11 protein-coding genes are annotated in these 12,492 nt (G+C 43.6%); 3 read left to right on the forward strand and 8 right to left on the reverse strand.

All coding sequences use genetic code 11. The features are described from left to right. The first annotated feature begins 49 nt into the window (after nt 1-49). Nucleotides 50-1,720: an FMN-binding glutamate synthase family protein gene (locus tag RJ01_RS07175; RefSeq protein ID WP_034170539.1), complete on the forward strand. Its 1,671-nt coding sequence runs from the start codon at nt 50-52 to the stop codon at nt 1,718-1,720. A gap of 84 nt (nt 1,721-1,804) precedes the next feature. Here RJ01_RS07175 and RJ01_RS07180 read toward each other — a convergent pair whose 3' ends face one another. Genes RJ01_RS07180 through RJ01_RS07195 form a run of 4 tightly spaced genes read right to left on the reverse strand, consistent with a single transcriptional unit; the run spans nt 1,805 to nt 5,543 of the window. Beyond that, entirely contained in the window at nt 1,805-2,848 is a 1,044-nt protein-coding gene (locus RJ01_RS07180) for an alpha/beta hydrolase (RefSeq protein WP_034170540.1), read from the reverse strand. Continuing rightward, complete coding sequence (locus RJ01_RS07185) at nt 2,848-3,987, reverse strand: YdcF family protein (RefSeq protein ID WP_034170541.1); 1,140 nt, start codon at nt 3,985-3,987, stop codon at nt 2,848-2,850. The genes RJ01_RS07180 and RJ01_RS07185 overlap by 1 nt, the downstream gene beginning before the upstream one ends. A gap of 5 nt (nt 3,988-3,992) precedes the next feature. Then, nucleotides 3,993-5,030: a UDP-N-acetylmuramate dehydrogenase gene (gene murB / locus RJ01_RS07190; protein ID WP_034170542.1), complete on the reverse strand. Its 1,038-nt coding sequence runs from the start codon at nt 5,028-5,030 to the stop codon at nt 3,993-3,995. Between the two features lie 3 nt (nt 5,031-5,033). Then, on the reverse strand, nt 5,034-5,543 hold the full coding sequence (locus RJ01_RS07195; RefSeq protein ID WP_034170543.1) for a low molecular weight protein-tyrosine-phosphatase: 510 nt from the start codon (nt 5,541-5,543) through the stop codon (nt 5,034-5,036). Nucleotides 5,544-5,661: 118 nt separating this feature from the next. On the opposite strand from RJ01_RS07195, the gene RJ01_RS07200 reads away from it, so the two are divergent. After that, nucleotides 5,662-6,819 carry an iron-containing alcohol dehydrogenase gene (locus tag RJ01_RS07200; protein WP_034170544.1) on the forward strand — a complete coding sequence of 386 codons (1,158 nt, stop codon included), beginning with the start codon at nt 5,662-5,664 and terminating at the stop codon, nt 6,817-6,819. Between the two features lie 54 nt (nt 6,820-6,873). Continuing rightward, complete coding sequence (locus tag RJ01_RS07205; protein ID WP_034170545.1) at nt 6,874-7,308, forward strand: thioesterase family protein; 435 nt, start codon at nt 6,874-6,876, stop codon at nt 7,306-7,308. 7 nt (nt 7,309-7,315) lie between these two features. On the opposite strand, the gene dnaX is transcribed toward RJ01_RS07205, so the two are convergent. The 4 genes from dnaX to RJ01_RS07225 all read right to left on the reverse strand — a co-directional run bounded on the left by dnaX (nt 7,316) and on the right by RJ01_RS07225 (nt 12,382). After that, nucleotides 7,316-9,403: a DNA polymerase III subunit gamma/tau gene (gene dnaX, locus RJ01_RS07210; protein WP_034170546.1), complete on the reverse strand. Its 2,088-nt coding sequence runs from the start codon at nt 9,401-9,403 to the stop codon at nt 7,316-7,318. A 275-nt stretch (nt 9,404-9,678) separates the two neighbouring features. Beyond that, a complete protein-coding gene (locus tag RJ01_RS07215) occupies nt 9,679-10,122 on the reverse strand; it encodes a copper resistance protein NlpE N-terminal domain-containing protein (RefSeq protein ID WP_034170547.1) in 444 nt (147 codons plus the stop codon). 83 nt (nt 10,123-10,205) lie between these two features. Then, entirely contained in the window at nt 10,206-11,456 is a 1,251-nt protein-coding gene (locus tag RJ01_RS07220) for a serine hydrolase domain-containing protein (RefSeq protein WP_034170548.1), read from the reverse strand. Nucleotides 11,457-11,527: 71 nt separating this feature from the next. Beyond that, nucleotides 11,528-12,382, reverse strand: coding sequence for a MaoC/PaaZ C-terminal domain-containing protein (locus RJ01_RS07225; RefSeq protein WP_034170549.1), 855 nt, complete (start codon nt 12,380-12,382; stop codon nt 11,528-11,530). Nucleotides 12,383-12,492: the final 110 nt, after the last annotated feature.

The raw sequence follows: 12,492 nt of genomic DNA on the forward strand, positions 1-12,492 counted from the left end.
TGCACATTATTAAACGCTATCGTAGTGGAAATAGGAATTTAATTTCATAATGGCTAACCCTGCGCAATTAGTACGACACAAATTACTTAATACTTTCTTTTCACGGCACTCGGTCTGGTTTGCCTGCATCACCATCGCCGTTATTTTTACGATTTTTCATATCGGTTATGAACCGCGCTATATCTATTATTTTATGCCGGCAACTTTGGTGAATACCTTATGGATCGTCAGTATTCTGCTGAGCCTGCTAGGCCTATATGATGTCTTGCAGAACAGACATTCAATCTTAAAAAATTACCCGATTATGGGTCATTTCCGCTTTATCTTTGAAGAATTCCGCCCCGAAATTCGTCAGTATTTTATCGAAGCGGATCGAGATGCATTGCCATTTTCACGTATGCAGCGCAGTCTGGTGTATCAACGGGCCAAAAATGAAAATTCAGATAAGCCCTTCGGCTCAATCATGAATGTCTATGAAGAAAATTATAAGTTTATTAGCCACTCCCTCACTTCTTGCAGACCTGCCGATCCAGAAACCTTCCGCATTCTGATCGGCAATGAGCAGTGTACGCAGCCCTATTCTGCTTCCATTTTGAATATCTCAGCCATGAGTTTCGGCAGTTTAAGTGCCAATGCGGTTCGGGCTTTGAATCTTGGTGCGCAAAAAGGCAAATTCTTTCATGATACCGGGGAAGGTAGTATCAGCCCTTATCATCTGGAACATGGCGGTGACATTGTCTGGGAAATTGGTAGCGGATATTTTGGTTGTCGGACCTTAGAGGGTCAGTTTGATCCGGTGAAATTTGCAGAAAAAGCCAAGCTACCTCAAGTAAAGATGATTGAAATCAAGCTTTCGCAAGGCGCAAAACCTGGACATGGCGGGATTTTACCTAAAGCCAAGATTTCAGAAGAAATTGCTCAGATTCGCGGGATTAGCCGTGAACATGATTGTGTCTCACCTTCTGGTCATCCAGCATTTAAAACCCCGATTGAAATGATGAATTTCATTCAACAACTGCGCGAGCTTTCTGAAGGTAAGCCAGTCGGATTCAAACTTTGTCTGGGTCAACCTTGGCAATTTATGAGTATGGTGAAAGCCATGCTACATACCAAAATTTATCCTGATTTTATTGTGGTAGATGGATCTGAGGGCGGTACCGGTGCTGCACCAATTGAATTGATTGACTATATGGGTACTCCTTTAAGAGAAGGTCTTTTGTTTGTGCACAATACCTTGGTCGGTGCAGGATTGAGAGACAAGATTAAAATTGGTGCAAGCGGGAAAATTATCAGTGCTTTTGATATTGCCAGTACCATGGCACTTGGCGCAGATTGGGTCAATTCAGCGCGCGGATTCATGTTTGCAGTCGGATGTATTCAGGCACAGAGTTGTCATACCAATCAATGCCCAGTAGGAGTGACTACTCAGGATAAAGAGCGTCAAAAAGCACTACATGTCCCGACTAAGGCAGAGCGAGTGTTTTATTTCCATAAAAATACAATGCATGCCCTGTCTGAGCTAATCGCTTCAGCAGGTTTAAAACATCCTTCTGCCATTAAGCCGCATCATTTGGCACAGCGAATCAGCAATCATGAAATCAAGAACTTTGCCCAGATTCATTTCTGGCTTAAAGAAGGCGAATTATTACATTGCGAAAATAAAGATGAGGAAAATTTCTATTTCCGTATGTGGAATATGGCCAAACTGGAAAGTTTTTGAGCTTATAAGAAATAAAACTTAGTTAAATTAGACAAGAAAAAGGCGTTTACTGAAACGCCTTTTTTTAATTGAGAGTGTGACAGTCTAATAATAGGTCTTACTGCCATGCGCATGTAAAAAGGCTGGAATTAAACCTGTGAGTGCTGCACGGATATCCGCGCGTTCATTAATCAATTGATGTGAACCTTCTTCCAGCATTAACAAAGTTTGCAGGCGGAACTTGCGACGGATAAATTCAATGTTATAACGCCAGTCCACTGTCTGATCCTGAGCACCTTGAGCTAACCAGACAGGGATTCGGCAGGCTGGACGTGCTTCCATTTCCAACATCCAGCGTGACATCGCCAGAATCCAATCCATGCCCATCATGCGGGGTTGTAAAGGATCTTTAAGTCGGATAAAACGCAGAAATTCAGGATTATGGTTATTACGGCGGAAATGACGTGGTACTTCACGCTTGATCCGGCTGATAATGCCGAGACCGAGCGGATTATGCCACCAGGCAGTTTTAGCTGGACGAATCAATGGTGACAATAACAGCACGCGATCTACAAACGGATTTTCGCGTCGTTCTGCAAATTCGAGCAAATGATGCATCCAGATCGCACCACCGGTACTTTGTCCAATGCCAACCCAAGGTTTAGGTAACTGCTCGGCATGCTTCACATAGCGATATACCGCATGCAAAACCTGTTGGTAATGATCAAAATTCTGGATACTGGCAGATGAACCATCGCTGAGACCATGCCCCGGCAGATCATAGGTCAGGACGCTAAAACCCTGTTCCAGTAACTCACGTACGATCGGCTGATAAATTCCGCTATGTTCCAGATATCCATGTAATAGAAACGCCGTTCCCTGAATCTTGTCAAAACGGGTATTTTCTAGATTAGGTGTAAATACTTGCACATGCAGTTTAAACAGCGGCATCTGTACATAGCCTTGCCAATGCTTGCAATCCAGTAAATCAAAACCATACAGTCTGCGATAAGACAGCAGATCAATAGTGGGCTGGTCATCCCTGTTCAGGTTTAAGGGCTGTAAAAGCTGTGGCGTTGTTTCCCTGCTTGGCACAGGTAAATCCAGCTGTTTCAGGATGGTCGGGGTTAAAAACGGAATATCAGACATTAAGGCACCTCCCGACAGTCACTGGAGCCAAACCACATATCGCGGATAGTGGCCAGCATTTCATAATTGGCACGGCGACTATGATCATAATTTTGTCGACTTGGACGCCAACGGGTCAAGGACTTCGGCATCGGTGCTTCCACTGGAATAGTTTGAATGCCATTTAATGCAAACAGACGACGGGTACGTGGCATATGATAACGGTCGGTAATCAGAATCACAGTCGGTGCTCCACCTTTTTTTTGCAATAATAATGAGCTGAAACGGGTATTTTCACAGGTATTCATGCTACGGTCTTCAAGCAATTTGGCATCGACATTGTAATTTTGTAACCAGCGCTGCATATACGGCGCTTCCACACCACTCAATACGATCGGTAACTGATACTGTTTTTCAACTGCGAGTGTGGTTTCCAGACGCAAACGGGTATAGTCATTGACCACAATATCCTTACCATTTTCATGCAAGGTTAAACCACCACCTAAGACCACAATGGCATAAGGCTTAGATTGATTGACCGGTTTTTGTTGCTGCTGTTCTTGCAGTAAAGCCAGATCTTCCTTGATTTCCTCTTTCGCTGTGACCTGAACGGCACTCGCTTCTTCATCTTCTAAAGGATGAGTTATCAAGAATTCAATATATTGCTCAACGCGTTCTTTGTTTTCATTACTGTCCCACTCCAGCAGTTCGCGGACCTTCTGAGTTGGGTCAACGGCTTCAACAGGTTCTTGCTGGGACAATAAAGGCACTTGTGCAGGCTGATTCTGTTCTGCTTTTTCTTCCTGCTGTTCACGCTGATGTTCTTCAATCATCTGTTGCAGTATCTTGTAGCGTGCCTGAATCAGCATCAGATTGGCAGAATGATTTTTCTGGATATCCTGTTCCATCACATGGAAATAAGCCTGACGGGCAATCCACTGATCAGAACCTGGTTCGAGCGTATCATCTTCACTCAGGGAAGCCATTTTCTGGCTTTGTGCTGCAACTTCGTTAATTTCAAAGGACACAAATCGATTGAGTCCCTTAACCACAAGCTGCGAATAAAATGGCGAATAGATTAACATCACCAGACAGCCGAAAAATACAAACAGTCCTGCGACGATTTGTACTAAACGGACCATCCAATGGGTGTTTTTCATATACGTTATTTATCCTGATGAGATCGAATTAAGCCTTTACAATCAAATAATACCGGTTCAGGTTCTAGCATAATCTTAAATTTATCCCAGACTGTCTGCTGTACTGCGCCATAGGTTTGACGGACATCCGTCAGAGAAGCATGACCATAGTTCACCAGAACCAGCGCCTGTTTATGGAACATGCCAACTGGCCCAAGCTGTTTCCCCTTCCAGCCTGCCTGATCAATCAGCCAGCCTGCCGCCATTTTAACCTGATCATTGGCCTGCGGATAATGGGGCAAATTAGGAAAATGCACAGCAATTTGGTCAAAAACCTGTTGATTTACGATAGGATTTTTAAAGAAACTTCCCACGTTTGGAAATTCTTTAGGATCAGGCAGTTTACTCTGACGAATCCGGATCACCTGCTGCTGCAAGTTTTCTGCTGTGAGATTATCACCCACCGCTGCTTTAAGATCACCATAATTCAGTTTCAGATTTGCCTGTTTTAGTAATTTAAAAATAACGTGTGTAATCACATAACGTGTTGGATCATCTTTAAAAATACTATGACGATAGGAAAAATGACAGTCTGCGGCAGGAATGGAATCAAATTTTTTCAGCTTACGGTCATAGACCTCTACCGCATGAATAAATTCGCCGACCTCGACACCGTATGCCCCAATATTCTGCACTGGAGATGCGCCGACTAGTCCGGGAATCAGGGCCAGATTCTGCAAACCATAGAATTTCTGTTCTGTCGTCCAGAGTACGAAGTCATGCCAAACTTGGCCCCCGCCTACCCGCAGACATTGATGCTGCTCATTTCCTTCCAGCATTTCAATGCCCTGAATATCCATATGCAGGACGAGTGCATCAATCTGTTCCGGCAATAACATATTGCTACCGCCAGAAAGAATTAACACATTCAGTTGTTGCTGCTCAGCAAACTCCAGTGCAGCAATCAGATCATCAGTTGATTGGATCTGGCTGTAATAAGCGGCAATCGCTTCAAGATTTAGCGTGTTAAAAGGTTTAAGTTGAACCTGAGTCTGAATCTGCATGACTTAAACCTTTTCTGTTTGATGTTGTTTAAAAATTTCTACCCAAGCCCGACTGCTGGACTCACATTGGTTCAGGACACGCTCAAAACCATCTGCCCCGCCATAATATGGGTCTGGCAAAGCCTGTTTTGGATAGTGCTGATCATGTTCACTCATTAAAGCAACCTGGGCACGCAGGTGTCCGAATTCTGCCTCTGCCTGATGCTGAAGCGCGTGAATATCCGCCAGATTTTCCAGATCCATCGCCAGAATCAGATCATAGTCAATAAAATCATGGGTTTTAAGTTGACGCGCACGCAGACCGGAAAGATCATAACCTCGCTTTAAGGCATGCTGCTGGCTACGCAAATCAGGTGCTTTCCCCGGATGGTAATTACTGGTTCCTGCTGAGTCGATCACAATATCGAGTTTCTGTTCATCACAATAATGTCTGAGTACCACTTCTGCCGTGGGAGAACGACAAATATTTCCCAAACAAACACATAACACCTTATATGGCGTTCTGGATGACATAAACAACCTCAGAGTTAATCATTTTCAAGATACTTATGTTAAGTTATTTACCTGATGAATCCTATATCACCGCCCCATAATAATTTTGTATTTGCGATAAAAATTAAAGGATAAAGACATGAATCGATTTCAGTTTCAAACCGTTCCCAACATCATCGCCGGCCTTGGCACGATTCAGGAATTATCCTCTATTCTCAAACAGGGCCGTTATCAGCGTGTTTTACTGGTCACTGATCCAGGTATGCTACAGCATCAATTACACATGCCTATTCTGGAAATTATTGAAGATGCGGGACTAGATTATGCAATTTATTCCGATGTACAGGCCGATCCACCTGAGCATGTAGTGCTTGAAGCCGCAGATTTTACCAAACAGGAAAATGTCGATATCGTAATTGGCTTTGGTGGTGGCAGCTCTATGGATGTCGCTAAACTGATTGCAATCTTGAGTCATCCGGCACAGCACCAATCTTTGTCTGATCTGTATGGCGTAAATCAGGCTACTGGCCCCCGTTTGCCCTTGATTTTGGTTCCTACCACTGCAGGTACAGGATCTGAAGTCACCCCAATTTCAATTGTCACTACCGGTGAAACCACAAAAACCGGCATTGTGGCACCGATCCTGTTTGCGGATACTGCCATTCTGGATGCAACATTTACCCAAAATCTGCCACCTTTAATTACTGCTGCGACCGGCATTGATGCCATGGTTCATGCTATTGAAGCTTATACTTCTAAAATCAAAAAAAATCCTTATTCCGATATGCTGGCCAAGCATGCTTTGAAACTGTTAAATGCCAATCTGCAACGTGTGCTGGACGATGATCAGGATCTGGAAGCGCGTCAAAACATGCTGGTTGGCTCGATGTTGGCAGGTCAAGCCTTTGCCAATGCACCAGTGGGTGCTGTGCATGCGTTGGCATATCCGTTAGGTGGACACTTCCATATTTCGCATGGACATAGTAATGCACTGGTATTAACTGAAGTGATGAAATTTAATACACCGGATGCTAAAGCCCTCTATGCCGAACTGATGTGCTGGTTAGATCCGCAAAGCAAAGGCTGTCACGATGGCCTGACTGACCTGTTTATTGATCATTTTAATAACCATCTGGTGAAAAGTGGCTTAACCCTGAAACTCAAACAGTTAGGAATTCCTGAACACATGCTGATGATTATGGCGGAAGATGCCATGAAACAGAGCCGACTGTTACAGAACAATCCACGTGAACTTACTCTGGAAGATGCTTACAACATTTATCAGGCGATTTATTAAGTTTCAGATTATTTTCGACTCAGCAGATCTAGCCACTACAAGTTATTTAAAAATATGAAAGCAGCTCTTAAACAACGCGAACATTATTCATTTTTTCTGCCGATACAGACTCGTTGGGCGGACAATGATCTGTATGGCCATGTCAATAATGTCACTTATTACAGCTATTTTGATACGGCCGCGAATGCCCTCTTGATTCAGGAAGCCGCATTTGATCCCAAATATTCTCCAATAATTGGACTGGTGGTCAGCTCGCAATGCCAGTTCAATCAGGAGCTGTCTTATCCGGAAATTATAGAGGTAGGTGTCGCCATAGAAAAAATGGGTAATAGTTCTCTCAGCTATGATCTGGCAATCTTCAAAATGAACTCTGATACGGCAGCAGCTCAAGGCAGTTTCGTGCATGTGTTTGTCGATCGCTACACACGAAAAAGCACCCGGATTCCAGCTGAAATGCGGGATGCTTTAGCGCGTTTTGTCTCAGTATAAGATTATTTTATTTCAGCTGAATATTGTGCAATTCACCATCAAACTGTTCTAGCAAGTCACGTACAGCCGGTTCAGTCTGCAACAGCTCTTCTGCACGTTTAAAAGCACGTACTTTACGTTCTTGCTGCATGGTATATGGCGTTAACTGCTCTACATCTTCAAATTTGACCTGGAAAATGGTCTGCGGCCATTGTTCCCGTAAAGCTGCTTCGAGATGATGTTGTAGCTGCGACAAAAGCGGCTGATAACGCTCTGGAATATGAAAGACCGATGCTGCATTAATGTGGCCGGTCATGATGCCATACTGAGCCAGTTCCTGAACTGCTGGAGATAACTGGCTGTTACGAAACCAGAATTCCCATTTTTCTACCGTCCATTCACCTTGCATATCCTGTACCGGAATTTGCAGAATATCCTGCGGCATCAGATTATGGTCTGTAGAAACATTTGTATTTGCGATTTGAGTTGATGCAGCCTCTGTCTGAGTAGAAATTTCTGGCTGGCTTTCATCTGCTTTATGAATCACTTGTTCTGATCCAGGAGTCGAGGCATCCAGATTAAACTCCGGTTCTTGTTCTACTGGTGCAGCAGTATCATTTTCAGGAATGAATTCTTCTAAGAGGAAATCATCACTGCTGGCTTCAGGGCTGGATGGAACAGGTTCTGCAGGAACATCGTCAAAACCAAACAGGCCATCTTCCAGGTTTGGATCAAATACAATTTGTTCAGACTCAGATTGTTCTACTCTAGTTGATTCAGCTTGTATAACTTGAGGCTCAGAATTGGTTTCTGGCTCGTCTTCATCCAGAAAGTCATCCGAAGATAGTTCAGACTGTGTAGTGACTGGATTATCATCCTGATCGTCTTCATAGTCATCATCTAAGGAAAAATCTTCTACAGCTTGAGTAACCGGAGCACGCTCCTGCTGCATTATCTGATTTTGTTGTGGAGTTGAGGCAGCAGGTACAGCTTGTTGTATCTGAGCTGTATTGGCTGGAATTTCATTGGGTTGTAACGGACGGAAGGCTAGCAAACGCAGCACCGTCATCTCAAAGCCTTGCTCTTGCGTAACTGCAAGCTGTAGGTCAGCACGACCTTTACAGGCGATTTGATAATACAGTTGCAAATCTTGTGCTGAAATTAAAGCCGATAACTGCATGATCTTTTGATTGATCTCGGCACTGTATTTCAGGCTTAAATCTGGCAGATATTGTAATAAAGCCAGTTCATGCAAGGTAGAAATCAGCTGATCTAAAACCAGTGATACATCCAGCGCCTGCTGACGGAACTGCAATAACAATTCGCTGACACGTGCTTTCTGGTTTTGATGAATCGCCAGAATCAGATCATAAATAATTGTTCGGTCGATCAAGCCCAGCATGTCTTTGACATCCTGATGCTGGATCGCCCCCTGACCATAGGCAATCGCCTGATCGGTTAAGGATAAGGCATCACGAAGCGAGCCCTGAGCAGATTCAGCAATCTGCCAGATCGCATCCTGATCAGCCTGAATGCTTTCTTTCGTCAGGATATTGCCCAGATGTTCGGTAATTTCATCAACAGCCAATGGACGCAAAGTAAATTGCAGGCAGCGAGAAATAACGGTAATCGGCAGCTTTTGTGGATCTGTGGTTGCGAACAGGAATTTGACATGCTCCGGTGGTTCTTCCAGTGTCTTTAATAGAGCATTGAAAGAATGCGTGGACAGCATATGTACTTCATCGATCAGATAAACCTTGAAACGACCCTGAGTTGGCGCATAAGGGACATTGTCCAGCAGCTCACGGGTATCTTCGACTTTGGTACGTGATGCCGCATCGATCTCGATCAGGTCAATAAAACGGCCTTCATTGACGGCGGTACAGGTCGGACACACCTCACAAGGAGTTGATGTAATACCGGTTTCACAGTTCAAGCACTTCGCCAAAATACGTGCAATCGTGGTTTTACCAACACCACGCGTTCCCGTAAACAAATAGGCATGGTGCAAACGGCCACGCTCCAGTGCGCTTGTTAAGGCACGTGAAACATGGTTTTGACCGACCAATTCGTTGAAATTGCGGGGACGGTATTTTCGCGCAAGTACTTGATACATGTATGCTCCTTTTTACAGGTCTAAGCATACTGTTTTTTTATAAAATAGTGAATGAATTAATCAGTTATGATCTGGAGAGATAGGCCTATCAATCTGATTTAAATCAACTATCTCGAAGCTGTTTGCTCCATTTTTATGCCTGAGTGAAATATCAGAATAGTTTTTGTATATTTGAAAGATAAAATATCTATTGATCTTCCATCTATTTGAGTAGATGAATACAATCTTAAAAATAAAAATTTCTGATCGAAGGTAAAGAATTGAGTTGAATCTGCTTAAGCGAATCGCCCTAAAATAAAATCACTCTGCATCTGGTAACGTTTACCGCTTTTGTCTTCACGGATTTCCAGCACATGCTCTTCCAGATCAACATACAGTAAATTACGAGTTGCTACATTCACCAGCTCAATTTTCTGATAAGAATCATCCTGAAAACGAATCGGACCACTAAAGGTTTCCACCCCATTATGACCACTCAGGCTTTCACGCTGCAAAGTATAAGTCTGATCTTCATACAGAGTTAGCATGACAGCCATACCTGGGCAATCATCACAACGCGACAAGCAGCCCATACAAGGAGTTGTACCCTGATACTCTCCCGCCCATGCTGGAATCTGCGCCTTGGCTTCAACAATAGTATTTTTAGCTGACTGGGTTTGATCCTGACAACCGAATAAAGCACCGGTTGCCACTAAGGGAATCAGTATTACTTTTTTCATGATTTCATTTCGCAGCGCTGGAATTTGCCACAAAATAGCATATTTTAAATGACTTACTAAACTCCCAAATCAAGGATATTCAGTTAGCGCCAGCCTTTTCTTCCTGTCAATACCGCATCAGCACAGCGCAAAGTTTCCTGCGTCAGACCCCAAAGACGGTAATCTCCAGTTAATGAACCTGTGGGGAAGTTATGGGTATAGGCAAAACTTAAACTGCGTTCCGGATCGCACCAGGCACCAGAACCGTTAAAGCCCATATGACCGAAACCTGTAGAGGCTTTACCCAAGGTCAAAATACGGTGATAACCCAGACGCCAGTGCATGGGTACAGGCATCACCCGATCACGATGGGTATATTGCACCTGGCTTAGTCGCTGGAATACTGGAGGTGAAATCAACTGCTGGCCTTGCCAGGCACCGTGATTGGCCAACATCACATAGATTTTTGCCAGACTGTCTGCAGTAAAGACGCCATTAGCCGAAGGAATAATTGCCTGTAAACCTTCATCACTAAAGAAGTTAAAATTCTTCATGCCTTTAGGAATCATGCCATCCTGAAAATCTTGTGGACTCTGACCACTCCAGATCAGGGCGCGCTCCATTAAACCGGGTTTGCGTGCGGCTACTTTTTTGCCTTTAGAAGATTGAGATGCAGACTTTGCTTTAAAGATCGGTCGTGCAACTCGAGGCAGTTCATCCAGCGGCACACTAAAATAGGCACCATTTAATTGCAGAGGCTGAACCAGATATTCCTGCATTAATTGGTTTAATGATTTACCGGTTGCCTTTTCCAGTACTCCACCCACTTGCCATCCAAAAGTCAAAGGTTGATAAGCGGCATCTGTCGTAGTCTGAAAACGTGGTTCAGCTGCCGCGATCCGCTCCAGCATGTGTGACCAGTCAGCCATTTCAGTGGCATCATCAATGATATTACGGATATCAAACAAGCCACTTTGATGGCTCAGCATATGTGCCAAAGTAATCGACCGTTTACCTTTCTGGGCAAATCCAGGCCAGTATTCTGCAACTGATCTGTCATAGTCCAGATAACCTTTACTGACCAGAATATGCGCTAGGGTTGCTAGTACACCTTTGCCAGTGGAATAGCATAGTGACATGGTATCGGGCTGCCAGTTTTCTGTGGCAGACTTCTTTCCGGTATAGATATCGACAACTTTTTGTCCCTGAAAATATACAACAAGTGCTGCACCACCCTGATCAGTACGTGCATCCTGTAAGCGGCTAAACTGACGAGCAAGGTCGCGAAAACGAGCATCTACATTGCCCTGATAATTATGCTGATCAGCAAACAGATAATCTTTAATTGGCTGCATCATTCTATCCATAGAATTTTGATCCCTTAAAATGAAAAAGCCTAAATCGAGTTTAGGCTTTTAATTCAGATTTAAATTGCTTTTACATGGCCGGTCACATGCGGCTTCTGGTTCTTGCTGTTTCGGATCAGGAAATCTGTATCATTCGCTGCTTGAGCAGTCAGGAACTCAACTTTAGAGGGTAAATACATCGGCAACTTGAACCAGACATCGGCTTCATAGGCATCCGGCAAGGATAGATTAGCCAGTGCTTTGGCTTTGCTCCACATACCATGTGCAATCGCCTGTTTAAAACCAAAAGCCTTCGCTGTAACAGCATGAATATGAATCAGGTTAAAATCCCCTGAGGTCATGGCATAACGGCGGCCGGTATTTTCTGAAATTTTCCATTCAGTATTCAGCTTATAGTCCGGCGCTTTACTTTCTGCGGATTTTGCAGCAGCTTTAGCATCAGTCTTTTGACGTGAAAGATAAGTCGTTAATGCCTCAACAACGACTTCATTGCCTACTTTGACTGTGGTAATAAAATCAAACTGAACCCCTTTGTCATGTGGCTGTAATTCACCAAACTTGCATGACAAGGTTAAAGTCTCATTTACACCGACTTTACGGTATTGCTTGACCTGATTACGGATATGTACCAGTCCTAAAATCTGGAACGGAAATGCTTCCGAGGTCATCATGTGCATTTGCAGGCTTTGAGATAGTACGGTCAAATAAATAGCTGGAATATAACCATTATTTTTAAAGCCACATACTTCATTATAGGCTTTTAAATGTTTCTGATCGACCTTGAATGAATCCACCACATATTCAACTTGCGGTAGAACTTTTTCAGCTCTCGGCTTTTTAAAAATCAAGCCTTGAATCACTTTTGGATAGGCTAAATAAGGTTTTGGAAGTTGACTAAAATGGCGCGTATTCATACTGAACCTTTGGAAATATTATCTTTATAAAGTGACCTCTCCTGAGCATACTTCAATCATTGTATGAAAGTGAAGTACTAGAGAGGTTTTGAGAATTCTTGGAATTTTCT

This window comes from Acinetobacter sp. YZS-X1-1 (assembly GCF_000804305.1).
Lineage (GTDB): Bacteria > Pseudomonadota > Gammaproteobacteria > Pseudomonadales > Moraxellaceae > Acinetobacter > Acinetobacter variabilis.

Bases quoted from the DNA above. Each gene is read 5' to 3' on its own strand.
- RJ01_RS07175 (WP_034170539.1), top strand. From the start codon at position 50: ATGGCTAACCCTGCGCAATTAGTACGACACAAATTACTTAATACTTTC.
- RJ01_RS07180 (WP_034170540.1), bottom strand. From the start codon at position 2,848: ATGTCTGATATTCCGTTTTTAACCCCGACCATCCTGAAACAGCTGGAT.
- RJ01_RS07185 (WP_034170541.1), bottom strand. From the start codon at position 3,987: ATGAAAAACACCCATTGGATGGTCCGTTTAGTACAAATCGTCGCAGGA.
- murB (WP_034170542.1), bottom strand. From the start codon at position 5,030: ATGCAGATTCAGACTCAGGTTCAACTTAAACCTTTTAACACGCTAAAT.
- RJ01_RS07195 (WP_034170543.1), bottom strand. From the start codon at position 5,543: ATGTCATCCAGAACGCCATATAAGGTGTTATGTGTTTGTTTGGGAAAT.
- RJ01_RS07200 (WP_034170544.1), top strand. From the start codon at position 5,662: ATGAATCGATTTCAGTTTCAAACCGTTCCCAACATCATCGCCGGCCTT.
- RJ01_RS07205 (WP_034170545.1), top strand. From the start codon at position 6,874: ATGAAAGCAGCTCTTAAACAACGCGAACATTATTCATTTTTTCTGCCG.
- dnaX (WP_034170546.1), bottom strand. From the start codon at position 9,403: ATGTATCAAGTACTTGCGCGAAAATACCGTCCCCGCAATTTCAACGAA.
- RJ01_RS07215 (WP_034170547.1), bottom strand. From the start codon at position 10,122: ATGAAAAAAGTAATACTGATTCCCTTAGTGGCAACCGGTGCTTTATTC.
- RJ01_RS07220 (WP_034170548.1), bottom strand. From the start codon at position 11,456: ATGCAGCCAATTAAAGATTATCTGTTTGCTGATCAGCATAATTATCAG.
- RJ01_RS07225 (WP_034170549.1), bottom strand. From the start codon at position 12,382: ATGAATACGCGCCATTTTAGTCAACTTCCAAAACCTTATTTAGCCTAT.